Source organism: Rhodococcus sp. 05-339-2 (assembly GCF_002258965.1).
In the GTDB taxonomy this organism is placed as follows: Bacteria; Actinomycetota; Actinomycetes; order Mycobacteriales; family Mycobacteriaceae; genus Rhodococcoides.
Genome location: NZ_NOYW01000004.1, coordinates 641301 through 665686, shown reverse-complemented (window position 1 = coordinate 665686; position 24386 = coordinate 641301). Strand labels below are relative to the sequence as shown.

21 protein-coding genes are annotated in these 24386 nt (G+C 66.0%); 10 read left to right on the top strand and 11 right to left on the bottom strand.

The window, feature by feature from the left end; genetic code table 11:
• Nucleotides 1-40: 40 nt before the first annotated feature.
• The 6 genes from CH273_RS04195 to CH273_RS04170 form a co-directional block, all read right to left on the bottom strand.
• Nucleotides 41-1138 carry a serine hydrolase domain-containing protein gene (locus CH273_RS04195; RefSeq protein ID WP_218829558.1) on the bottom strand — a complete coding sequence of 366 codons (1098 nt, stop codon included), beginning with the start codon at nucleotides 1136-1138 and terminating at the stop codon, nucleotides 41-43.
• Between the two features lie 43 nt (nucleotides 1139-1181).
• Nucleotides 1182-2498 (bottom strand): Na+/H+ antiporter NhaA, encoded by a 1317-nt coding sequence (gene nhaA, locus CH273_RS04190; RefSeq protein ID WP_032396668.1) that lies wholly within the window; start codon nucleotides 2496-2498, stop codon nucleotides 1182-1184.
• Nucleotides 2499-2648: 150 nt separating this feature from the next.
• Entirely contained in the window at nucleotides 2649-3032 is a 384-nt protein-coding gene (locus tag CH273_RS04185) for a DUF3054 domain-containing protein (protein ID WP_179275417.1), read from the bottom strand.
• Nucleotides 3033-3179: 147 nt separating this feature from the next.
• Complete coding sequence (locus CH273_RS04180) at nucleotides 3180-3731, bottom strand: YceI family protein (RefSeq protein ID WP_032396667.1); 552 nt, start codon at nucleotides 3729-3731, stop codon at nucleotides 3180-3182.
• Nucleotides 3732-3837: 106 nt separating this feature from the next.
• Nucleotides 3838-4968 (bottom strand): lysylphosphatidylglycerol synthase transmembrane domain-containing protein, encoded by a 1131-nt coding sequence (locus CH273_RS04175; RefSeq protein WP_052049877.1) that lies wholly within the window; start codon nucleotides 4966-4968, stop codon nucleotides 3838-3840.
• Between the two features lie 9 nt (nucleotides 4969-4977).
• The gene (locus CH273_RS04170; protein WP_032397250.1) at nucleotides 4978-6453 is read right to left on the bottom strand and encodes an adenylate/guanylate cyclase domain-containing protein; all 1476 of its coding nucleotides are present in this window, start codon (nucleotides 6451-6453) and stop codon (nucleotides 4978-4980) included.
• A gap of 142 nt (nucleotides 6454-6595) precedes the next feature.
• Here CH273_RS04170 and CH273_RS04165 point away from each other — a divergent pair, with 142 nt between their 5' ends.
• From CH273_RS04165 to CH273_RS04150, 4 genes are read left to right on the top strand one after another with little or no spacing between them, the layout of a single operon-like run.
• Entirely contained in the window at nucleotides 6596-7804 is a 1209-nt protein-coding gene (locus CH273_RS04165; protein WP_032396665.1) for an AI-2E family transporter, read from the top strand.
• On the top strand, nucleotides 7791-8960 hold the full coding sequence (gene macS / locus CH273_RS04160; RefSeq protein WP_032396664.1) for a MacS family sensor histidine kinase: 1170 nt from the start codon (nucleotides 7791-7793) through the stop codon (nucleotides 8958-8960). The genes CH273_RS04165 and macS overlap by 14 nt, the downstream gene beginning before the upstream one ends.
• Nucleotides 8957-9616: a response regulator gene (locus CH273_RS04155; protein ID WP_032397249.1), complete on the top strand. Its 660-nt coding sequence runs from the start codon at nucleotides 8957-8959 to the stop codon at nucleotides 9614-9616. The genes macS and CH273_RS04155 overlap by 4 nt, the downstream gene beginning before the upstream one ends.
• A 37-nt stretch (nucleotides 9617-9653) precedes the next feature.
• Complete coding sequence (locus CH273_RS04150; protein WP_032396663.1) at nucleotides 9654-9875, top strand: hypothetical protein; 222 nt, start codon at nucleotides 9654-9656, stop codon at nucleotides 9873-9875.
• Between the two features lie 2 nt (nucleotides 9876-9877).
• On the opposite strand, the gene CH273_RS04145 is transcribed toward CH273_RS04150, so the two are convergent.
• The gene (locus CH273_RS04145) at nucleotides 9878-10267 is read right to left on the bottom strand and encodes a hypothetical protein (protein WP_032396662.1); all 390 of its coding nucleotides are present in this window, start codon (nucleotides 10265-10267) and stop codon (nucleotides 9878-9880) included.
• Nucleotides 10268-10376: 109 nt separating this feature from the next.
• On the opposite strand from CH273_RS04145, the gene CH273_RS04140 reads away from it, so the two are divergent.
• The 3 genes from CH273_RS04140 to CH273_RS04130 all read left to right on the top strand — a co-directional run bounded on the left by CH273_RS04140 (nucleotide 10377) and on the right by CH273_RS04130 (nucleotide 14138).
• Nucleotides 10377-11489: a glycosyltransferase gene (locus CH273_RS04140; RefSeq protein ID WP_032397248.1), complete on the top strand. Its 1113-nt coding sequence runs from the start codon at nucleotides 10377-10379 to the stop codon at nucleotides 11487-11489.
• Between the two features lie 21 nt (nucleotides 11490-11510).
• Nucleotides 11511-12161, top strand: a complete 651-nt coding sequence (locus tag CH273_RS04135; RefSeq protein ID WP_032396661.1) for a DUF1707 SHOCT-like domain-containing protein — start codon at nucleotides 11511-11513, stop codon at nucleotides 12159-12161.
• Between the two features lie 75 nt (nucleotides 12162-12236).
• Complete coding sequence (locus tag CH273_RS04130) at nucleotides 12237-14138, top strand: DUF2339 domain-containing protein (RefSeq protein ID WP_179275416.1); 1902 nt, start codon at nucleotides 12237-12239, stop codon at nucleotides 14136-14138.
• A gap of 156 nt (nucleotides 14139-14294) precedes the next feature.
• Here CH273_RS04130 and CH273_RS04125 read toward each other — a convergent pair whose 3' ends face one another.
• The 4 genes from CH273_RS04125 to trmB form a co-directional block, all read right to left on the bottom strand.
• Nucleotides 14295-16448 (bottom strand): MMPL family transporter, encoded by a 2154-nt coding sequence (locus CH273_RS04125; protein WP_032396660.1) that lies wholly within the window; start codon nucleotides 16446-16448, stop codon nucleotides 14295-14297.
• A gap of 87 nt (nucleotides 16449-16535) precedes the next feature.
• Nucleotides 16536-19661 carry an MMPL family transporter gene (locus CH273_RS04120; protein ID WP_032396659.1) on the bottom strand — a complete coding sequence of 1042 codons (3126 nt, stop codon included), beginning with the start codon at nucleotides 19659-19661 and terminating at the stop codon, nucleotides 16536-16538.
• Nucleotides 19662-20348 (bottom strand): NYN domain-containing protein, encoded by a 687-nt coding sequence (locus CH273_RS04115; RefSeq protein WP_230596976.1) that lies wholly within the window; start codon nucleotides 20346-20348, stop codon nucleotides 19662-19664.
• A 14-nt stretch (nucleotides 20349-20362) separates the two neighbouring features.
• The gene (gene trmB / locus CH273_RS04110; RefSeq protein ID WP_032396657.1) at nucleotides 20363-21121 is read right to left on the bottom strand and encodes a tRNA (guanosine(46)-N7)-methyltransferase TrmB; all 759 of its coding nucleotides are present in this window, start codon (nucleotides 21119-21121) and stop codon (nucleotides 20363-20365) included.
• A gap of 178 nt (nucleotides 21122-21299) precedes the next feature.
• Between trmB and CH273_RS04105 the strand changes: the two genes are divergently transcribed.
• Genes CH273_RS04105 through CH273_RS04095 form a run of 3 tightly spaced genes read left to right on the top strand, consistent with a single transcriptional unit; the run spans nucleotide 21300 to nucleotide 24237 of the window.
• Nucleotides 21300-22361, top strand: a complete 1062-nt coding sequence (locus CH273_RS04105; protein WP_143546174.1) for a hypothetical protein — start codon at nucleotides 21300-21302, stop codon at nucleotides 22359-22361.
• A complete protein-coding gene (locus tag CH273_RS04100; RefSeq protein ID WP_032396655.1) occupies nucleotides 22358-23893 on the top strand; it encodes a P-loop NTPase family protein in 1536 nt (511 codons plus the stop codon). The genes CH273_RS04105 and CH273_RS04100 overlap by 4 nt, the downstream gene beginning before the upstream one ends.
• Nucleotides 23894-23931: 38 nt before the next feature.
• Complete coding sequence (locus tag CH273_RS04095; RefSeq protein ID WP_045197272.1) at nucleotides 23932-24237, top strand: DUF6802 family protein; 306 nt, start codon at nucleotides 23932-23934, stop codon at nucleotides 24235-24237.
• The last annotated feature ends 149 nt before the right edge of the window (nucleotides 24238-24386 follow it).

Genomic DNA, 24386 nt, shown 5'->3' with positions numbered 1-24386 from the left:
TTCTCGCTCACGGCGACAACTGTAGGCGCTACGAATCCACTCAGCGCAGTTCCTGGAACTCCGACAGCAGCGCGAAGGAGGCCTCGCACAATTCGGTCTGCGTCAGCAGGATGCCGACCGTCCCGTCCGGGTCGACGAAGAAGTCGGTGCCCTGCCCGCCGGACCAGCCGTACCGACCGAGATGGTCACCGTCGGTGACGACCGAGACGCCGAATCCCCACCCCGTTCCCGGCCAGAAGCCGGGGTAGAAACTGTCGTCGGTCTTGATCGACGCAGGCACCTGGTCGTGTGTCATCAGCTCCAGGTGCTCGGTCGACACCGACGTCTCGATCGCACGAAGGAGGCGGTGAAAATCGGTCACCGTCGACACCAGCTCGCCGTGACTGACGTCGACAGGGGGCGGTCCCGCGTAGGGCCCGCCTGCGATGGGTTCGGTTTCGATCAACGACCCGTTCTCCAACCGGTAGGCCGCCGTCAGGCGGTGGCATCGGTCGGTCGGTACCCACAGCCCGGTGTCGGGCATCTCGAGTGGCGTGAACAGGTCGCCGCGGAGGTGGTCCTGCAGAGACCGGCCGACGATGCGAGAGACGAGGATGCCGAGGATCGCGAAGCCGTGGTGGTAGCGCCACCCGGTACCGGGCTGGAACGCCAGAGGAAGTTCCGCCATGCGTGCCAACCACTCGTCCGCGCCGAGCGGAGACGGCGCGGGGCCTGCTTCGGTGCCGTTGTCCCTCATGGCCCGGGCCAGCGGGGTGTCCGCCATCTGAATTCCGTACCCACTGGTGTTGGTCAGCAAGTGCCGCAACGTGATCGGTCCCTCTCGAGCGACGGTGTCGTCGAGTGCAGCGTCGGGGCGGGTGAGCACCGGCAGGTCGGCGAGTTCGGGAAGCCAGGGCACGACATCGTCGTCCAGCGTCAGTCGGCCCGCCTCCACGAGGCGCAGGGCGGCCACGCTGGTGACGATCTTGGTCATCGACTGGATCCGGACGATGGCGTCGACTGCCATCGGTGGGCCGCCGACCGCCGATGACCCGACCGCGACGGGTTCTGCATCAGGGCCACCCAGTAACGCTGTTGCCCCCGGCGTCAGCCCGTCCTCGATGTGCCGGGTCAACAGCTCTCGCACGGTTCCGCTCACGGAACTCATCGTGTCACCGGAGCGGTCGGGATTCCAACGGTCGCTACTTCCGGTTCTGGTACACGTCCGGGATGCCGTCGTGGTCGTCGTCGCGGGTTTCTTCGATGTGGAAGTCCCGGTAGGCCTTGTTGCGGCTGCGCAGGATCACAGCGGCCAACGATGCGGCGATGATCGAACCGGTCAGCACACCGACCTTGACGTGGTCGTCTCGTTGAGTTCCTTCGCCGAAGGCAAGGTCGCCGATCAGCAGCGAGACGGTGAATCCGATACCCGCGAGCATCGCGACACCGAGAACGTCGAGCCACTTGAGTCCGGCGTCCAACGTGGCCCGGGTGAAGCGAGAGACGAGGTACGTGGTGCCGAAGATGCCGACGGCCTTGCCGATGACGAGGCCGGCGATGATGCCGATGGCGATCGGATCGGTCAGCGCGCTGGCCAGGCCGGAGAATCCGCCGACGGTCACACCGGCCGCACAGAATGCGAACAGGGGAACCGTGATGCCCGCGGAGATGGGCCGGATCTTGTGCTCGAAGTGTTCGGCGAGGCCGGGGCCTGCTTCGGGGCCACCGTTGGCCTTGCTGCGCATGACCGGAACGGCGAAGCCGAGGAGGACGCCCGCGACGGTGGCGTGAACGCCGGACTCGTGCATCAGAACCCAGGTCACGACAGCCAGTGGGATCAGGATCCACCAGGAGCGAACGCGCATCTGTACGGCCACGGCGAACAGCGCGAGCGGAATCAGTGTCAGGCCGAGCGCGACGAAGTTGATGTCGTCGGTGTAGAAGATTGCGATGACGCTGACGGCCAGCAGGTCGTCGACCACGGCCAGAGTCAGCAGAAAGGTTCGCAATGCAGTCGGCAGGTGGGTGCTGATCACGGCGAGAACGGCGACGGCGAACGCGATGTCGGTTGCCGTCGGGATGGCCCAGCCGAGCAGAGCTCCGTCTCCGGTGCCGAGGTTGATCAGGACGAAAATGACTGCAGGAACTGCCATTCCGCCGACCGCCGCGGCCACCGGTAACGCGGCGCGTGCCGGATCACGCAGGTCACCCGCGACGAATTCTCGCTTGAGCTCGAGTCCGACGACGAAGAAGAAGATGGCCAGCAGCCCGTCCGCGGCCCACGTCGAGAGCGTCAGATCGAGATGGAGCGCCGAGGGGCCGACCCGGGTGCTCATAAGCGAGTCGTATGCCGCGGACCAGGGTGAGTTGGCCCAGATCAGTGCGACGAGGGTGGCGACGAGAAGCAGTGCTCCACCGACGGTCTCCTTGCGAAGGATCTGCGCGACGCGGTCGGCCTCGGACCAGGAGCCGCGGGAGAACAGCGGCAATCGTGTGGGTGGAGTCGATGAATCTGTCACGGTGAGAACGCCTTTCGGTAGCTTCGTCGAGCTGCGAACCGACCGAATGTCAGGCAGTGGGTACGCAGCACAGAGTTGTTGCCGACCAGACTTCCCGGCGCACCGTGGATCATCCTATCGTGCCGAGGCCGTTCTCGACGAACTCTGCAGTCAACGAACGCTCGGCACGAACTTCGTCAGCGCTCGCCAACCCAGCAGCAGAACTGCGGTGGACAGCGTTGCGACGACGATGAACGATCCGGCTGTTCCCTGCCCGGTCACCGCACGCAACACCATGCCCACCGCGACCGTCATCACCCACACGACCATGCCCGTAGGGACGATGAGGAAAGCGTCGAACTTGTTGCGGTACAAGGCGAACGCGATGATCCAGCCGATGGCGGCACCGACGACGAACGGCCAGGCGGTGTGGAACAGGCCGGACAGTGCGGTGGCCTCGGCGTGACTGCGCCGACCGATCGCGGCGAACAGCACGACCATGAGCAGGTCGATGACGGCAGCAACTACTGGGGAACGAAACTTCACGCGCACCACTGTAGACACCGACAGCGAACGGCCCGCACCGACGAATGCGGTGCGGGCCGTTCGGTGTACCACCCGGTGCGGATCGATGTGGGTGTCAGTCGCGTGGACTGCAACGAAGTCGCACTGATCCGGAAGAGGGGGCGAAGCGAGGCGGACTTACGCCTGCAGTCCGGCCTCGATTTCGAGGTTCAGCGTGATCTTGTCGCCGACGACAGCGCCACCGCCTTCGAGGGGCATGTCGATGCTGATGCCGAAGTCCTTGCGGTTGATGACGGTGCTGGCCTCGAAGCCGGCGACCGGTCCGTTGCCCATGCCTGCGTTGACGCCGTTGAACTCGAGCTTGAGATCGATGGAGTTGGTGACGCCGTGGAGGGTGAAGTCGCCCGTGACGACGAAATCTCCGCCGTCGGCCTTGACCGAGGTGGACTTGAACGTCGCGGTGGGGAACTTCTCGACCTCGAAGAAGTCGGCGGTCTTGAGGTGGCCGTCGCGCTGCTCGTTGTCGGTGGTGATGGACGCGACGTCGATTTCGGCGTCGACCGACGGCGTGCCGTCCTCGGCAACGGTGATGGTGCCGCTGAAGGTCTGGAAACGGCCACGGACCTTGCTGACCACCAGGTGGCGGACGGTGAATCCGACGGTGGAGTGCGCCGGGTCGATGACCCAGGTGCCTGCGGTGAGCTCGGGAAGTGCGATCGCGGTGGTCATGGGGACTCCTAAGGGTTGAAGTTTCAATGCTGATAGTACACAAGCGGACCAGGGTCCGTATATATTCCGAGTGAACAGAAGGTGACGGACAACACAGCTCGTGACGCTACGCGGGCTCCGGATCGCCCTTGGCGTCGCGGATGTCCTCGGTACGTCGCAGCTCCGCGGTCTCCTGCTGCTTGAGTGCGATGTCGAACTCGAGATCGGCGTGCTGGTGCTTGCGGAACAGCACGAGAAACACGATCCACCCGACGATGGCGACGAGGATGAAACTCACGCCGCGGTACACCAGGGCCGAGGCGACGGCCTGCGATGCGCTGATCGAGGCAGCACTGGTGAGGAACGCGATGAGGGTGGCGTCGACGACGACGAGGCCGCCGGGTGCGAGGGGAACGGATCCGACGGCTTTGCCCGCGGCGAAAGCGATGAGCAAACCGGACAGTCGCGGATCTGCGCCGACGGCGAAGCACGCGAACGCCAAGCAGGCGACGTCGCCCAGTCGATGCACGGCCGACCACGACAGGGTGAGTGCGCCGTCGCGTTTGCCGAGCTGAACGGACTGGATCTGGCCGATGATCTTGTCGATCCCCTCGGCACCCGCGTCGAGCTCGTGGTTGCGCAACGCGTTGTATCTCCGCAGTCCCCAGCGCGCGACGGTCTTGATCGACTCGGGGTGATCGGAGATGTAGCGAACGGCGGCGACGATGGCGATGACGCCTGCGATCGGAAGCACCACGGTGAACGTGTTGAACGAGCTGCCGACCACCAGTCCGCCCGCAACGCCGAGCACGGCCAGTCCTGCCGCGGCGATCACGCCGGAGATCGCCAACTGCCAGGACGCAACGACCGGGCTCGCTCCCCAGCGGCGTGTCTCGCGATAGGTGAACGCCGTGGAGAACACCTGGCCTGCGGGCAGGGTGAGCGCCATCGCGGTACTGCCGTAGATGACCGCCACGGACTTGCGCTGACGCACCTTCACTCCGCCTGCGTCGAGCAACTGCTTCTGCACCCTGCCGAAAGCGCTCAGCGACACCGCTTGGGCGACTATGCAGGCCGCCAGCCAACCCCAGTGGATCTCGCGGACGGCTGTCCAGGATTCGTGCAGCCGCGGCCACAGGTAGATCGCCTCGCCGACCAGGAGCGCCACCAGGGCGATTCCGGCGATCCACTTGACCCACCGCAGTCGGTTTCGCGGACGCCGCACTGCGGGTCCGCGGGTGGAGCTGGGGTCGGGCACCCTGTCAGACTAACTGTCGCGCGAGGAGGAATCGGGATAGTCCACCGGCCAGGCCAGGTGGGTGGCCCGTCGTCGACCACGCAGTTGCACCTGGTCTCCCAGCTCCCACTGTTCCTGTTCCTCGTCGTCGGCGAAGTACAGGGCCGAGGTCGACGCCAGGACGCGTCCGGGACGCAGTTTGGCGAGCTCGGTGAGTCGCGAGGCCTCGTTGACCGGGTCTCCGATGACCGTGTACTCGAAGCGCTCCGACGCACCGATGTTTCCGGCGACAGCCAGACCCGCGGATACACCGATGCCGATATCGAGGCCGGTGATCTCGTCGAGCGCGAATCTGAGTTCGCGCGCGGCCGCGAGCGCGGCGGTCGGGGCGTCGGGACGATCGAGTGGGGCACCGAAGATCGCGAGGGCCGCGTCGCCCATGAATTTGTTGACGAAGCCGTGATGACGTCCCACGACGTCGACGACCACTCGGAAGAACTCGTTGAGCAGCACCACGACCTCGCCCGGTGGGCGCTCGGAGGCGGTGGCCGTGGAGCCGACCATGTCGACGAACAGCACTGCGACGAATCGTGTCTCGCCGCCGAGTTCGGTTCCGAACTGCAATGCCCGACGCGCCACGTCCTCACCGACGTGTTGGCCGAACAGCTCTCGCAGGACGCGTCGTTCGGCCGATTCCTCCATCATTCGGTTGAAGCCCACCTGCAGGCGTCCGATCTCGGAGCCGTCGAACACGTCGACCTCGACGTCGGTCTCGCCGCGCTGAACGCGCTCGATGGCGCGGTGCAGCTGGCTGATCGGGTCGGAGATCTGGCTCGCGGTGAGCATCGAGAGCACAAACGCCTGCACGATCGCCAGCATGCTGAGCAGGATTATGGCCACCGCGAGCGCGTTGGGAGAGAACACCAGATCGGTGGTGATCTGCGTGGCGCACAGCAGGATGATGCCGATGACGGGCATCAAGGTGCCCAGACCCCACGTCATGGCCATGCGGGTGCCGACGCCCGGCGTCATGGTGCGGTCGAATCGGCCCTCGCTCAACGCCAGAGCCGCGACCGGTCGCAGGATCCGTTCGCCGAGCATGTACGTGAATCCGAACGTCACGGTGGCGGCCATACCGACGGTGACGATGACGGCGATGGACAGCGACGGCATCTCCGCGATGGTCAGCAGCACGAAGATGATGCCGCCGATGATCCAGAGGATGAGGTGCACGATCGCCTGACGCAACGGCGCGTGCAGCGTCGTCATCTGTTCCTTGCGGGTGGGTGGGCCGCCGCGGAGCTGCCACCTGATCACCGACCGCAGGAGGAAGTACGCATAGATCAGGCTGACGACCAGGGCCACCAGTAGGTACGCCCCGAAGATGTACACGTTGCGCACGCGGTCGGCGACGATCGATTGCGATTCGGGGATGGGCAGGCCGTATCGCACGAAGGCGAACACGAGGACCGCACCGAAGACGTTGGCGATGAGCATCGAGAGCATATAGAGCGGCCAGCGACTCTTCAGGGTGAGCGAGACCGCTCGGAAAGATGCCAGCACGGGTTAAATTTAGCGGGTGAGCACCGACGAGTTGCGGGCGCAAGGTACGGGGGCGTCCCCGGGCCCCACTTCGGCTGCGGATTCGGTGCATCCACTGGTGCGGGTCGGCGCGGAATGGACGTGGCGACTGCTTGTCCTGTTTGCCGGATTCATCACGTTCTGCCTGGTGGTGGCCAAGCTCAGCACCGTCGTGATTCCGTTGGGCCTGGCGCTCCTGGCGTCGGCGATGCTCGTTCCCGTCGTCGATTGGATGCACCGACGCGGAGTGCCACGTGCCGTCGCGGTGATCGTCGTGATCATCGCCACCATCGGTGTCGTCGCCGGGATCATGACCTTCATCGTCGAGCAGTTCATCGAAGGCCTGCCGCAGGTGGGTGACCAGTTCACCCAGTCCATCAACGGCATCGAAGAATGGCTCAGCAACGGTCCCTTGCACATCAGCGAGGATCAGATCAGGCAGGCCACCGACAGCCTCGTCAAGGTCATTCAGGACAATCAGGAAGCCGTTACGAGCGGAGCCCTGACGACCGCAGCGGTGATCGGTGAAATTCTCACCGGCGCACTGCTGACACTGTTCACCCTCATCTTCTTCCTGTACGGCGGCGATCAGATCTGGCAGTTCGTCACCCGACTGGCGCCGACCGCGGCCCGCAGAAGAATCCGCACCGCCGGCATCCAGGGCTTCGGGTCCCTGGTGGGATACGTCAGGGCGACGGTTGCCGTCGCAGCCGCCGATGCCGTCGGCATCGGTGCCGGTCTGGCCATTCTCGGTGTGCCACTGGCTCTTCCATTGGCCTCGTTGGTGTTCATCGGAGCATTCATCCCCATCATCGGTGCGGTGCTGACCGGATTCGTCGCGGTGTTCATCGCATTGGTCACCAAGGGCCTGATCACCGCGGTGATCACCCTCGGCATAGTGGTGGCCGTCATGCAGCTCGAAGGCCATGTGCTGCAACCACTCCTGCTGGGCCGCGCCGTGCGACTGCACCCGTTGGCGGTGGTCCTGTCCATCACCGTCGGCATTCTGCTCGCGGGCATCGTCGGAGGCCTGCTGGCGGTGCCGATCGTCGCCGTCCTCAACACCGCCGTGCGGTCGCTGCTCGCCGACGACCCGGACGAGGTCTACGAGGAACTCGAGGTGCCCGACCCGCTGTATTCCGCCGAGCCGAGCAATCCGGACACTCCGCCCGGAAGCGACGTGCCTGAGCGGCTTGCCAAGGGAGAGTTGACGACCCCGGATACCGAGGCTGCCGGTACCGAGACGGCAGGTCCGAAGACCGATGCGGACGGCTGACCGGGTACGGACCACGCTCACCTCGTCCGATCCCGACACCCCGCTCTGGCGGGCCTCGCAGGCTTTCCGGCTGATCACACTGGTCTACGCGATCAGTTATCAGGCCGCGACCGTGGACAATTACACCAACCCGCGGCTGAGCTGGTTCCTCGTCGCTCTGATGGCCGTGTGGTCCGGGGCATCGGCGCTGATGCTCGCACGCGCATCACTGCCACGCTGGCAGGTGGTGCTCGCCGATCAGGTCATCGTCATCGCGCTGATGGCGTCGACGAGGTTGGTTGCCGATTACGAGTGGTACAGCACCCGCCAGACTCTGCCGACCACGCTGTGGGCCACCAACGCCGTCATCTCTGCTGCAATCCTGTTGGGCCCCAAGGGCGGAATTGCATCGGGGGTGGCGATGTCGGTGGTCAGCGCACTCGTCCGCGACCGCTTCGACTCCGATCTCTGGTCCGATGCCACCGCCCCGGTCCTGCTCTCGGCCGGACTGGCACTGGGATTGGCGTCGAACACCGCCAGGCGCGCCCACGAAGAATTGCGCCGCGCAGCACGATCGGCCGCGATCACCGAGGAGCGAGAGCGGCTGGCCCGGCAGGTGCACGACGGAGTGCTGCAGGTATTGGCCCTGGTACGACGGCGTGGTCTCGAAATAGGCGGGCCGGCAGCCGAACTCGCCGAGCTGGCCGGCGAGCAGGAAGTGGCTCTGCGTGTACTGATCTCGGAACAGGCAGCTCCTCGGGACGACCACACCGGCTCGATCGTCGACGTCAGGGCGCTGCTGCGAACTCAGGCGGGCACATCGATCTCGGTCTCGACGCCCGCCGATCCCGTGCTGGTCGAATCCGACGTCGCCGAGGAACTCGCCGCCGTCGTGGCCACCGCACTGTCTAACGTCGAACTTCACGCGGGAGCCGATGCGAAGGCCTACGTGTTGCTCGAGGACGTCGACGGGGAATTGATCGTCAGTATCCGCGACGACGGCCGCGGAATCCCTCCCGGACGGCTCGCCGCCGCCGAGGCCGAGGGTCGGATGGGCGTCTCGAAATCGATCCTCGGCCGCGTCGAATCTCTCGGCGGTACTGCGATACTCGACACCGACGAGGGTGAGGGAACCGAATGGGAGATCCGCATTCCGCGAGCGAAGGGACCGGAATGACAGAGGAAGCGAATGCCGACATCGCGGTGATGGTCGTCGACGACCACCCGATGTGGCGCGACGGTGTCGCCCGGGATCTCGAGGCCGCCGGATTCAGGGTCGTTGCCACCGCGGACGGCGTCGCCGCTGCGGGGCGCCGCGCCCGAGCGACCACACCCGATGTGGTGCTGATGGACATGCATCTGCCCGACGGCAACGGAGCCGATGCCACCGTCGCCGTCCTGGACGCCTCGCCCGAGACCAAGATCCTGGTGCTCTCGGCCTCCGCCGAACGCAGCGACGTGCTCGACGCGATCAAGGCGGGTGCGACCGGTTACCTGGTCAAGAGCGCATCGGCCGAGGAACTGTTCGACGCGGTCCGTGCCACGTCGGCCGGGCAGGCGGTGTTCACTCCCGGCCTCGCGGGCCTGGTACTCGGAGAGTTCCGGCGGATGTCGTCCTCGCCCGAGCCTGCATCCGACACTCGCCCGACGCTGACCGACCGCGAGACCGAAGTACTGCGCCTGGTCGCAAAAGGATTGAGCGCCAAGCAGATTGCGACCCGACTGACGCTCAGCCATCGCACCGTCGAGAATCACGTCCAGGCGACCTTGCGAAAACTGCAGCTGGCCAACCGCGTCGAACTGACCCGATACGTCATCGAAAAAGGGCTGTGAGGGTTTGCGTCGGTAGCCGAGGGGCACTCTGCATTCCATGACCGACAACGAAAATGCAGTGGACACCACCGTCGACCCGGCGAAGCACTCGAAGGGGGTCGACGCCGATCTCGATCAGACCGGTGCCGAGCGCGACGAGGCTATCGACGAGTTCGACGGCCACCTGGACGGGTCGGGCGAGGAGTCCTCGCTACCGACGCCCGAGCCGACCGACGTGGCCGACAAGTCCGAGGAGAAGACCGTCACACGGTCCGAGTAGCGCTACGGACTGCACAACCTGCCGAGCGCGAACTTGGCGATCGGGACGTACGGCAGAACCAGTGGCAGTGGGCCGTCGATCGTCAGCCACGCCCTGGTCCCGTTGGGTCGTGAGACGACGCCGTGCGTCAGGTCGACCCCGATGGCCTGATTCTGGAACCAGGCCGACCATGCCCACGTCCACGATCGCTCGTCGACCGAATGCACCCGGAAGTCGATCGGCAGCCCGAGCGGCCCCAGCACTCGGCCGGTGGTGTCGGCGTCCAGGCGCTCACCGCGGTACTCGACGCCGATGATCTGTGGAGCCCAGGTCTTCCAGGCCGTCGGTTCCATGTAGCGTTCCCAGACCTCGGGGGCGGGGGCGTTACCGGTCGATTGCAGTGTCACTCGCATCTGCCTCACCTACCCGTTGGTAGCGATCCCCACACAGAATTACGTGTGGGTTCGGCCACTGTCCATCACCGCGCCGTCGGGCGGACTCTCGGCTGGGGAGACTGGTCGGGTGCGCATCGTGCAGGTGGCCAACTTCTACGGACCGAGGTCCGGCGGCTTGCGGACGGCCGTCGACCAGCTCGGATCGGGGTACGTGGCCGGCGGCCACGAGGTGACTCTGATCGTGCCGGGCGATCGACGGAGTGAGACGCTGCTCCCGTCGGGAGTGGTGCGCATCGAGGTGCCGGCACCGCGGATTCCGCTCACCGGTGGGTATCGGGTGGCCGACCCGCGCCGAGTGTCCTCGGTGGCGGCCGGATTGCGGCCCGACGTGATCGAGGTATCGGACCGACTGACACTGCGCGGCATGGGTGCCTGGGCCGCGCGCCGAGACGTGCGCAGCGTGATGATCTCTCACGAACGTCTGGACCGTCTGCTCGCGCAGACGATGCCGATGCGCTGTGCTCGCCCCATCGCGGACCTGGCCAATCGGCGTACGGCCGAGCAGTACGACGCCGTCGTGTGCACCACGGAGTTCGCGCAGCAGGAATTCGAGCGCATCGGAGTGCGCAACGTGCACCGAGTGCCGCTCGGCGTGGACCTCGACCTGTTCCATCCGCGGCGTCGGCACGTGGGCAACCGGTCGGCTTGGTTGGGCGACGCCGATCGCCTGCTGGTGCACTGCGGCCGGCTGTCGGTGGAGAAGCACGTCGAGAGAAGTATCGATTCGCTTGCTGCGCTCTGCGATTCGGGAATGCGGGCGCGGCTGATCATCGCCGGCGACGGCCCCCGCCGAGCCGGCCTCGAACGACGTGCCCGCGGCCTACCCGTCGACTTCCTCGGCTTCGTCGACGGCAGAGCGGCCGTCGCAGCCCTGCTGGCCTCTGCGGACATCGCTCTCGCACCGGGACCACACGAGACGTTCGGCCTCGCTGCCTTGGAATCGCTCGCCGCGGGCACCCCCGTCGTCGTCTCCGAGACCTCGGCGTTGGCGCAGATCGTCACCCCACACTGCGGTGGATCCTCCGAGAACACCGCAGACGGATTCGCCTCCGAGATCGAACGAGTACTCGAACTACCGGTCGACGGCCGCCGCACCGCCGCCAGGTTGCGCGCCGAACAGTTCGGATGGCCGGCGTCGGTGTCCGGAATGCTCTCCGTTCTCGGCGGTCGCGCAGCCTGAGATCTTCGCTACCCTGAACCCATGGAGGCGAGGGATCTGAGAGTGTCCGATGCCGAACGCGAACACGTCGGGCAGCTGCTGCAGCGCGCGGTGGGCCAGGGCATGTTGTCGCTCGGTGAGTTCACCGAGCGAATGGACACCGCATTGGCGTCGAAGACCCGCGGTGAACTGAACTCGGTACTCGCCGACCTGCCCGGGATGCAGATCGCCGAGGAACATCGCCCGGCACCGAAGCCCTTTCCCGCGCCCACCCCGCAACCGACGGCGCGCCGCGTCGTTCACGAGCATTGGGGACACGGCAGCGGCGCGTCGGACACACTGCGCGGCACCATGTCCACCATCACCCGCAAGGGACCGTGGAACGTGCCGCCGAGCATGCGCGTCTCCACCCGCATGTCGACGGTGACACTCGACTTCACCCAGGCGGTCATGTCCACGCAGGTGGTCGAGATTCACGTCGACGACTACTGCAGCACCGTGACACTGATCGTGCCCACCGAAGCGACAGTCGATCTCAACCGCGTCGAGACGGTGGCGGGTAGCGCCACCAACAAGGTCCGCACCGGGCCTCCGTACGGGCCGCTGCATCTCGTGGTCTCGGGCAAGGTTCGCTTGGGTTCGGTGACCGCCAAGCATCCGTTCGGTAGCTCGATCCGTCGTATGTTCGGCTAGCGAGGCGCTTCTACTCGAGCAATCCGAGTAGCACTACTCACGCTTTCCGGCCGCCACGGTCGCAGGATCTAACCCATGACTTCTCCCCAGAGCTCCGGGCTGGATCCGCAACTCGTCGCGCGACTGTCCAGCCGCTTCGATTCATTGGGCGACCACATGCGCCAGGTGGCCGTCGACCTGCAGAACCTGCAGTCCCAGCTCGGTGCCGCAACGGCTCCCGCTCCCACGCGGCAGGCGTCGGCACCGGCAGCTCCTGCCGTTGCGCCGCCGGTGGCGTCGCCACCGCTGCCACCGCTGCCCTACGGTCAGCCGTTCGGCCACATCGTCCGTCAGCCGGCGGGGCAGCAGACGGCTCGGCCCCAGCCCGCCATGACCTACCCCGCACCACCCAGGGGACCGGTCGTCGCGCCTCGCCCGCCGGCTCCGCCGCGCGAACCGTGGTGGCAGCGTGACGGTGTCATCAGTCGTCTGCTGGCTGTCGCAGGCGCAGGCGTCACCCTCGTCGGTGTCGTGATGCTGCTCGTCCTCGCCGCACAGGCCGGGTGGTTCGGCCCTCCGCTGCGGGTCGCCGCGGGCGCAGTGTTCTCACTCGCGCTGATCGGTGCAGGTGTCCGAGTGTTCGGCCGCTCCGGCGGACGCATCGGCGGAATTGCCCTCGCCGCCACCGGCATCGCGGGCCTGTACCTCGATGTACTCGCGACGTCCGTCCTGTACGGCTGGCTCGATCCCGTACTCGGGCTGATCACCGCATTCGGAATTGCCGCAGCCGGAACGGCACTCGCAGTGCAGTGGACGTCGCAGCCGATGGCGGTGCTGATTCTCGCCGGTGTCGCGGTGTGTGGACCGGTGCTGACCGACGGCCTCACCCTGACCCTGATCGCATTCCTCATCGCCACGTACGTCGCCAGCTTTCCGGCTCAGATCGGCCGCAATTGGCCACTCCTGCAGGTCGTTCGGACCGTACCCCTCGTCGGTGCGGTGCTGGCTGCCATCGCGAGTGTCGATCTGTCCGGATCCACCGGCGACCTCTGGCTGCTCCTGGCCGTCGTGTCGGTGGCCGTCTTCGGGATCGGAACCTCACTGGAGTTGCTGCGCCGCAACGTCTCCGATGTGGTCGCCACCGTCATGGTCGCTCTCGCGTCTGTGCCGGTGCTGGTCTCTGCCGACGTTTTCGATCGCGCCGCGACCGTCTCTGTCCAACTGGTTCTTGCTGCTGCAGCCGTGGCGATCGTAATTCTGGTGAGGTGGTTGCCAGGGCACGCTCGCATCGCCGTCGCGGTGATCGGAGCGCTGGCGACGCTGCAGGCCGCAGTCGAGTCGACGACCCTCGAGATTCGCCCGGTGGTGCTGTTCGCCGTCGCGTCGGCCCTGATCGCGGTGGCCCACAGCACCCGCTCGACACTCGCATACTCGATCGGCAGCGGATTCGGCGTGATCGGCGCACTGATGTTCGTCTCGGTCAGTCCGCCGCAGGCGCTGCTGGACTCCGATCACGCAGTGGGTAGCGTCGGTATCGCCCTGGGCGGAATCCTGCTCGCTGCAACGGCATTCGCCTTCGCGTACGTGCTGGCCGAACTGAAACCGGTCGACGACGGACTGCGGACCCTGGGCATCGTCTCCGGCGTACTCGCGCTGTACGGCCTGACGGCGGCAACGGTGACCCTCGGCATCGGAATCGGTGGCGAAACAACGGGCTTCACTGCAGGCCACACCGCGGCGACCATCGAGTGGATGATCGCAGCCTTCGCACTCCTGGCATTCGGGCTGCGCAGTGTCACCCACGCGCATCTGGCACTGCTGGCCGGACTGTCCTTGACCGCGGCGGCCATCGCAAAACTGTTCCTGTTCGACCTCGTCGCCTTGGACGGACTGTTCCGAGTCATCGCCTTCATCGCAGTGGGGTTACTGCTGCTGATCGCGGGCACCCGTTACGCGAAGGTGTTCGCGGACCGAGAGAGTGCGGCAGTGTCTTCCTGACCTCCCACACCGCGTGAATGGACCATTGCATACGTCTGAGGAGTGCAGTGGTCCATTCACGCGTCCGACCCGAGCCCGGCCACACCGCATCAATGGACCATTGCATACGTCTCGGCGGTGCAGTGGTCCATTCACGCGTTGTGGGGCGGCGGCGCGTCAGTCGTCTTTCGGAGCCGTTTCGCCCAGTCCGAGTCTGCGTTGCATGCGCTTCATGCCCGCCGGTGCCCACCAGCTCGCGTCGCCGAGCAGTTTCATCGTCGCGGGTACCAGGAACATGCGAATGACGGTGGCGTCGATGATGAGGGCCGCGATCATGCCGTACGCGATGTACTTCATCATCACCAGATCGGAGAACGCGAACGCTCCGGTGACGACGATGAGGATCAATGCTGCCGCGGTGATGATGCGGCCGGTGTGCGAAGTGCCGATATGAATGGCTTCGCTTGTGCTGGAACCATTTTCGCGTGCTTCGACCATGCGAGAAAGTAGGAACACCTCGTAGTCGGTGGACAGCCCGAACACGATGGCGGCGATCAACAGCAGAATCATCGCCATGATCGGCCCGGGCGTGAAATTCAGCCACGCCGCGCCGTGGCCGTCGATGAAGATCCACGTCAGAATGCCCATCGTGGCACCGAGCCCGAGGGTCGTCATCAGCACCGCCTTGATCGGCAACACCAAGGAGCCGAACGTCAGGAACATCAGTACGGTCACGACGATGACGACCAGTACCGCCATCAGGGGTAGACGATCGACCAGCGCATCGATCGAATCCCGTTCGATCGCAGGCGTTCCCGTCACCTCCATCGAGGTGCCCTCGGGAGTGTCGATGCTGCGCAGGAACTCGATGGCGGGCGCTGCGTCGTTGCGATCGATCAGTCCGGCCTTGAAGACGATGATCCCGTCCTTGCTGGCACCGACCGGAGAGAACTGCTCGACCAGGCCCGGTGCGTCGTTCGCCTGGGTGGTGATGGCGGCCAGGTTCGACCCCTGGGCGTTCTGGATGACCAATTCGATCGGCTCGGTGCGCTGGCCGGGGAACAGTTCGTCGAACCGTTCCTGCGCCACCCGCGTCGGATTGTCCGGTGGCAGATACGTCTCGTTGATGCCGCCGAACGCGAGATTCCCGATCGGAAGCGTCAACGCCAGCAGCCCGAGCACGATGGTGACGACCACCTTGATGGGGTTGCGCATCACCCAGGTGGTGAGCTTGCCCCACATCCCGTTCTCGATTTCCTCCGACGACTTGGTCTTGCGCATGAACGCCAGGCCGAGGGCATCGACGCGTGGGCCGAGAATCGACAGAATGGCCGGCAGGATGGTGATCGCGTTCAGTGCCGCGAGAGCGACCGTCGCGATCGAACCCAGGGCGACCGACCGCAGGAACCCGTGCGGAAACAGCAACAGACCCCCGAGGCAGGCGACGATGATCGTCGCCGAGAACGCCACCGTCCGACCGGCCGTCATGACCGATCGACGGACGGCATCAGGCGTCGACCGGCCGTCGCCCAGTTCCTCTCGGAAACGCGACACGATGAACAGTCCGTAATCGATCGCCAAGCCGAGTCCGACCAGCGACACCACCGGTGCAACGAAGGTGTTCACGTCGGTGACGTGGGTGAACAGCTTCACGATGCCGTTGGCGCCGACGACGGTCAGCGCGCCGACGATGAGCGGCAGCGCAGCGGCCACGACGCCGCCGAACACGAAGAACAGCAGCACTGCCACCGCCGGGATGGCAAGGATTTCCATTCGATGGATGTCGTCGGTCATCGTCGACTGCAGGGCGGCCGCCACGGCCTGTTGGCCGGCGACCTGTACGTCGACGCCGTCGATGTAGAACGCGTTCTGGACGGCCTGGAAGTTCTCGGTCAGCTCGGTGTCGTCGGTACCGACGATGGCGATGCTCGCGATGGCGTGCTGCTTGTCGGTGGTTCCGAGCGCCGCCAGCACCGGGGCCTCGGCAGTCCGGAAGTAGCTGGCGTTGATCTTCGCGATGCGGTCCGGGTGATCGGCAACCAGCGAATCGAGACTGCCGACGACCGCAGCGTCGAACGCCGGGTCGTCGATGGTCGACCCCTCCGGCGCGGTGTACAGGACGATCACATCGCCCTCGGTGTTACGGCCGAACGTCGCCTCGGCAAGGTTGTTCGCAGCCGCGGATTGCGACGTCGGATCGTCGAAGCCGCTCTGGCTCAAGTGGTCGGTGAGATCCCAGCCGTACGCGGCCAAGATCGACAGCCCGGCCACCATGACACCGAGAACGGTGTATCGGAGTCGGTGGACGAACTTTCCCCATCGAACGAACACGTGTGTGTAACTCCCCCTGGATGCACGCGACTACCGTCGCCACGTGAGTGAACCTCGGCTCAGGGAGGTTAGCCGATCACACGAGCGTCAGCGTGAACGGTTGCGCTCGCGTGCGAGCAATTCGCTGACGCTGAGCACCTGTCCGTTCTCGCCGCCGCGATGACGACCGCTGTCGCCACCCTCGGTGGTCGGTGCGGATCGGCGGCCCGACGGCTTCTCGGACCGTGGCTCGCTCGACGCGGATCCGTTGCTGCCGTTGCGTTCGGTACCGGTCTGCTCGGTGCCGTTGCGATCGGACCCGCTGGTGCCGTTTCGGTCGGTGCCGTTTCGTTCGGACCCGTTGCTGTGGCCGTTGCGATCGGAACCGTTCTGCGGGGAGCCGGTCTCGTCGCGACCGCCGTGGTTCGAAGCGCCGTGGTTCGATCCGTTGTGATCGGACCCGTTGGCGGTCGAACCGTTGCGCGGTGTGCTCGGGGGTGGTGATGCGCTGGGTGCTCGCAGGTCGGCGAGCCAGCTCTCGATGGAACGGGAATCCGGTTCCTCGGCGCGAGGCGCGCGTGCGGCCCGGGTTCGGCTCGGCGGCGCTACGGGTGGACGCGGTGCGCTCGGTGCGCGGGGCGGCTCCGCCGACGGGGGAGCTGCCACCGGGTTGACCGGCGGTGCGGGCCGGACGACCTCCGCTGCCTGGGTCGGTTCCGGTTCGACGGTCGGCCGCGGCGCAACCGGCCGGCTCGGGGCAGGCCTGGGAGCCGGTCGTTCCTGCGGAGCGGCCTGGGTCCGAGGGGGAGTCGGGGTAGGTCGAGCAGCCGGTGCCGCAGGCGTGGCGGGAGCCGCACGGGTCGGCTCGGGTGGGGTTGCCGGACGCCCTGTCACACTGCGTCGGGATTCTTCCTTCGCCGCGTGGGTCGCTCGGATCGGGCCCCCGCCGTGCGGTGCGACCACGGGAATGGGTTCGGTGAGCGGCTCGCTGCGGCGCGGTGCCGGACGCATCGGCGGCGCGACCGTACTCGACGGTGCACCGCCCGCGAGAGCGAGCTCGGGCACGTCCGCCATGGGGAGCAGTTCGTCCTCGAGGATGGTCTCGCCGAGTCCGAGCTTCTGCTGAATCCGCTTCATCCATTGCGGGGCCCACCAGCAGTCGTCGCCGAGCAGTTTCATCGTGGCGGGCACGAGGAACATGCGGATGAGGGTGGCGTCGATGATGAGGGCCGCGATCATGCCGTAGGCGATGTACTTCATCATCACCAGATCGGAGAACGCGAACGCCCCGGTCACGACGATGAGAATCAGGGCCGCTGCGGTGATGATGCGTCCGGTATGCGAGGTTCCGATACGGATGGCTTCGCTTGTGCTCGCGCCCTTTTCGCGCGCTTCGACCATACGAGAGAGCAAGAACACCTCGTAGTCCGTGGACAAGCCGAACACGATCGAGATGATCAGCACCAGAACCGGAGCCATGATCGGCCCGGGAGTGAAGTTCATCAGCCCCGCACCGTTGCCGTCGATGAATATCCACGTCAGGATGCCCATGGTGGCCCCGAGACCGAGGACGGTCATGAGCACCGCCTTGATCGGCAGCACCAACGATCCGAACGTCAGGAACATCAGCAGGGTCACGATGAACACCACGAGCACAGCCATCAGCGGAAGTTTGTCGATGAGCGCACTGATGGAGTCCTGCTCGATGGCAGGGGTGCCGCCGACCAGAACGGACGCTCCGTCCGGCACGTCGATGCTGCGCAGGAAGTCGATGGCGGGCTTGGAGTCGTTGCGATCGACCAGTCCTGCCTTGAAGACGATGATCCCGTCCTTGCTGGCACCGACCGGAGAGAACTGCTCGACCAGGCCGGGAGCATTGTTCGCTTGATTGGTGATCGCGGCGAGGTTGGCACCTTGCGCGTTGCTGATCACCAGCTTGATGGGTTCGGTCCGCTGGCCGGGGAAGAGCGAATCGAACTCGCCCTGCGCTTCGCGGGTGACGTTGTCGGGCGGTAGGTAGGTCTCGTTGATGCCGCCGAATTTGATGTTGCCGACCGGCAGCGTCAGGAGCACCAGGCCGAGCACGATCGGGACGGTGACCTTGACGGGGTTGCGCATCACCCAACGAGTGAGACGGCCCCACATGCCGTTCTCGATCTCCTCGCTGGACTTGGTCTTGCGCATGAACTTCAGACCGAGGGCGTCGACGCGGGGTCCCAGGATGGCGAGCATCGCGGGCAGGATCGTGATGGCTGTCAGAGCTGCGAGAGCCACGGTTGCGATGGAGCCGTAGGCCACCGACTTGAGGAAGCCCTGCGGGAACAGCAGCAGACCACCGAGGGACGCGACGATCATCGTCGCGGAGAACACCACGGTGCGACCGGCCGTCATGACGGTGCGGCGCACGGCCTGTGGCGTCGAGTAGCCGTCGCCCAGTTCTTCTCGGAATCTCGAGACGATGAACAATCCGTAGTCGATGGCCAGCCCGAGGCCGACGAGTGAGACCACGGGTGCGACGAATGAGTTGACCTCGGTGAAGTTGGTGAACACCTTCACGATGCCGTTGGCGCCGACGACCGTCAGACCGCCGATGATCAGCGGAAGAGCAGCCGCGACGACGCCGCCGAAGATGAAGAACAGCAACACCGCGACGGCGGGGATCGCCAGTAGCTCCATGCGGTGGATGTCGCCGGCCATCGTCGACTGCAACGCGCCTGCGACGGCCTGCAAGCCGGTCACCTGCACGTTCACACCGTCGATGTAGAAGACGTCCTTGACGGCCTGGAAGTTGTTGGTCAGTTCGGTGTCGTTGGCACCGGCGATCGCAATGCTGGCGATCGCGTGTTGCTTGTCGGTGGTACCGAGGGCGGCGAGGTTCGGGGCAGTTGCCGTGCGGAAGTAGCTGCCGTTGACCTTCTCGATCTCGTTCGGGTGGTCGGCGGCGAGCGAATCGAGGTTGGCGACGATCTTGGATTGGAACTCGGGATCGTCGATCGTCGAGCCCTCGGGTGCGGTGTAGAGGACGATGACGTCACCCTGCTTGTCGCGACCGAACGTCGTGTCCGCCAGACGGGCAGCCTGGGCCGATTCCGACGTCGGATCGTCCCAACCGCTCTGACTGAGATGGCTGTTGAGATCGAGACCGTAGGCAGCGAAGCCCAGCAGTCCGGCCACCATGACACCGATAACGGTGTACCGCAGGCGGTAGACGATGTCTCCCCATCTGGCGAACACTTAAGAAACTCCTTGGCGCCCGACGAGCAGGGCGGACAGCGGTCGGAAGGGCTGCAGCCACGCACCTTCGTCGGGAAGCGAATCGAGACTCACCCGTGGCAGTGGCTCACGGAAGACGCCCGGAATGTCCTCGAGGTCGAGGAACTCCAGGATGTCCGACGTGACAGCCCAGCTTGCGTGCTCCCGGAAGCCCAGCACCTGCACGGGCACTCCGGTTGCTGCGATGGCCTCCAGTGGACCCTTGAACGCCTGACCGTCGGCGGACGCGACCATGACACCGGCGAGGCCGCCGTCACGGTTGCGGAAGTCGATGTGGTCGAGCATGTCTGCGTCGACGTCACTGTCTTCGTCGACCTTGGGCTTGGCGAACACCGCGAAACCCACGTTACGCAATGCTTCGACCCAGGGTCGGACGACATCTGCGCTGCCGGGGGCGATGTTGGTGAACACCGTGGCCTCGGGTTCGAGCGTCGCGGTGCCGGAGGTGGAGAGCTCGGCAGTGCGGCTGAGCAGCCATCGGCCCAGGGCATCGAAGCGCGGACGGTACGCAGCGGTGGGTCGGCCACCGAGAATTGCGCCGAGTCCCATGTCCAGGTTCGGGGCGTCCCACACCAGCAGGACGCGTTTGCTGTGGCGCGATTCACCGAGTGCGCCGAGTTCTGAGGGGTCGACCACGGTGTCGGGCATGTCCGTACTGACGCTCATGCTGTCTTCTTTCCCCAGGTCAATTCCGTCACCGAGCTACCGACCAGCTGTGCCTTGCCCTCGAACTTGGTCACCGGTCGCTCGTGTGTCATGGGCGACTCCCAATCGAGAACGGTCAGACCGGGCTCGGCGTTCCCGGCCTCGGCAATCCACTCAGCGTATTCGGCATGATCGGTTGCCACGTGCAGAACGCCGCCGGGCTTCAACCGATCCGCGATCATCGCGAACGTCGGACCCTGCAGCAGGCGACGCTTGTGGTGTCGAACCTTGGGCCACGGGTCGGGGAAGAAGACGCGGACGCCGGTCAACGATTCCGAGGTCAGCATGTTCTCGAGCACGTCCATCGCGTCACCGCGCAGCAACCGAACGTTCTCGATGCCTTCGCGTTCGATCTGCTGCAGTGTCTGGGCCAGGCCGGGCCGGTAGACCTCGACGGCCATCAGGTTGACGTGCGGCTCGGCCGAGGCCATCGCCGTGGTCGCGGTGCCCGTACCCGAGCCGATCTCGAGAATCGCCGGACCGCTGCGGCCGAACCAGGCGTCGATGTCGATCTGCTCGTCGGCGACGTCGCGGCCGATGCGCGGCCACAGGTTGTCCCAGGTGGTCTGCTGCGCTTCGGTCAGCGCTCCGCGCCGAGAGCGGAAACTCGTCACGCGGGGGTACAGCCGTGAGCCCCGTTCCTGGGTCTTCACGGCATTGTCCTCGGTGTCGACAGAGGGGTCCTGGGGCTCGTTCACCGGTCCATTGTCGCGCATCGACGGGGCGTGTGACAGGTGGGTCTCGAGTTGAAGTTGAGACTTACCGTCCCACCGCTGATCAGCGGTGGGACGAGCCCGGCTAATTACAACGATGCAATTCCCGACGGTCGGCTCGTGAGCGCCCACATGTGCCAGAATCGGTGCCGCAGCAGGGGGCTGTGCGTCGCCTCTCGACGTGGGCGGCGGGTCGTCGGTGGGGGAATCGATCATGGATGTCGCCGAGGTCGGTCTTGGCCTGTTGCGTGACCGCGTTGCGTCGAGCGACGCACGCGAGTCCGTCGACACCGCCGTCCACGATCGCCTACGGCCGATGACCGCACGGGTGACCGGCCGCTCCGGCGTCGGGAAATCCGCGGTGCTCGCCGTTCTCGACGCGGCGCCGCTCGATGTCGACGGCCTCGATGTCCGATGGCACGAGGGCAGAGCGGACAGCAGCGAGGGCGAGGTGCTCGTCCACGTGATCGCGGGTGCGGTGTCGCCGGTCGACACTGCTCTGCTGAGTGCTCGGCCGAGCGATCCTCTGGACGGGACCGTCGTCGTGCTGACCAAGGCGGACACACTCGACGATCCCGCAGCCGCGGCCGCAGCGGCAGCGGAGCAGCTGGGGCGGACGGTTCTGCCACTGATGGGAACCACCGCGGCGGGATTGCGGGGAGTGGGCCGAGCCGGCGCACCTCTGGACATGTCCGACGTGCGCGCCGTCGCAGCGGCCGATCTGCGTCCGACCGACCTGATGACCGTCGATCGGTTTCGCGCCGCCGACCTCGCGGTGTCGACGTCTCGACGAGAAGCGCTGATCGAATGCATCGAACTTCGAGGTCTCGCCCTGCTCGTCGACGTGCTGCGGCAACCAACGGCTGTGTCCGACGGTGATGCCGTACGGATACTCGCCGATGCCACCGGTGCCGACGCCGTCATCGCCGCGGTCTCCACCGCCGTCTCGGCGGCCGCGGCGGCTCGAGACGTCGAGCTGCATCGCAGACTGCACCGGATCTCCGCCCGGAACAGGCGGGCTCGTGCCGCCGTCGAGTCGTACCTGGCCTCGGACGAGGCGGTAGCTGCCGAGATGCGCCACGCTGCTCTACGTCTCGGGGTGCCGATCGAGACCGGTTCGGAGGAGGTCGCGCTGGAACAGGCGGTGCTGTGGAAACAGCGCGCGGCTGCTGCCGGGGACCCCGACGTGCGTCGCGCGGCACTCGCGCTGTGTCGAGGACACGTACGAATGCTGCGCCGATGACGCCCCTGTCGGAAGACATGAAAAGCGTTCTCCGACGCTGGAATTCGGGTGCACTCGACGAAATCGAACGGGCAAGGGTCAGTCGACCCGCCGGGGTTCATCTCACCGGGACCCCCGGATCGGGCAAGTCCGAACTGCGCCGGGAGCTGTCTCGACTCGGTGGTTCCACCATCGGCTTCACGGACTCGGTGGCCGATGCCGCGGTCGTGATGATCGTCGTCGACGCGTCGGCTCCGGTGGGCCGCGTCGAGGTCGAGCAATGGCGAGCAGCCCTCGAATCCACGCCGGTCCTGTTCCTGGTGAACAAGATCGACGTGCATCGACACTGGCGTGAGGTGGTCTCCGCCGACAGCGATGTCGTGGCCGAGTGTGTTCCACGGGCGGTGGAGTGCACGTTCCACCCGATCTCGGTTCGGTCGGCGCGGACGGGCCGAGACAGCGGTGACGCCGCGATGTCCGCGGAGTCGGGTCTCGGAGCAGTGGCGGACCGGCTCGGCGCGCTGCTGCTGCAGGCCACAGCTATCGGATCCCAGCGCAAATACGTTGCGGCAGTGCAGGACTGCGCAGCCGGAGCCAAATCGTCGATCGTGGCGAGAGCGCGCGCGGTGACCGGGGGAGGTGACACGGCCGAACTCCGTGCGCGGCGAGCCGAGCTCGTCGGCGAACGGGACAATCTCGGTGGCGACCGACGGGCATTGCTGCACAATCGAATTCAACGGGTGCGTGTGGAGTCCCTCCATGCTGCCGCCGAAGATTTTCGCGCCCTGCTCGCCGAGTTCAAGCGCACGATCGACGGGTCGGGGCGTGCCGAACTCACTCACCTTCCCGTACATGTCGCCGAGTCCGCGCGCGGAGCCCGCAATCGGGCCGACGCGGCGCTCACAGCGCGATTGCGGGCAGTGGAGACCGATCTCGGGCTCACGCCGGCGCAGGCGGAATCGAATGTCGAGGACTCCCCGCTCGACATCGGGGAGCCGTCCCGGCGGCGGGGGATCGAGGATGCGGTCATGATCGTCGTCGGTGCGTCGGCGGGGGTAGGACTCGGGCGGCTGGTGGTGTCGCCGATGGCGCTGGTGCCCGCCTGGGCAGTCGCCAACACCGTGATCGCACTCGTCCTCGGAGGTGCGCTCGCCTGGTGGATCACGCGGTCACGGGCGCTGGTGGCCGATCGGGCCCGCCTGCGCGGCTGGACACAGGAAAGCCTGGCCCGGGTGAGATCGTCGGTGGAGCAGCACGTGCTCTCGCGGATTCTCGATGCCGAGTCGATGCTCGCGTCCGCCGTCGCGACTGCGGATCGCGATGCTGTGGCCCGCATCGACGTCGCACTCGCCGAGGTGGACGCCGAGCTTCGTCGGCTTGCCGACCACCGATCGGCACTGCTGTCTGCCTGCGATCGCGATCTGTCTGCACTCGAGCGGGGGCTGGAGCGATTCCGCGGGCTCGATCGCGGTGTGTTCGTAGCCCGTGAACCCGTCCATTTCTCTTCGGAGCAGGTGGAACCATTCGACGAGCCGGTGCGTCGGAGTCAGTAGGTGCAGTGTCGGTTCGTTGAGCGAGGTGAGGAGCGTCGATGATCGCGGTGGATGGCTTCGCAGCAGGTGGGTTCCTCGCGGAGGAGGCCGAACCTCACGACGTCGGGGATTCGGGTGAGCCCACGGTCTCGACGGACCTGTTCGATCTCGACGGAGACGGTCACTTCGAGACCACCGTACGCCGTACCGACGCCGGGATGACCGTGGCGACCGACGTGGACGGCGATGGTGTGACCGACAAGTTCACATCGTTCGGACGTGACGGGCAGTACCGATCCTGGGAAATTTTTCGAGAAGCGAACGGTATCGGCCGGGGCGAAATGACCGAATCGGGCGAGCTGTAGTCGGTCCGTCTCGAGTGGACGTCGGTGCTGGTAGACGCCTTCTTGCGTGGATCTTTCCCTATCTGAATCGGTCCTGTGACTAATCGGACAACACCCTGTTTCCGGATTTACGTCGCTCGGCGTTAACCTGAGTACCAGGACACCCGGCG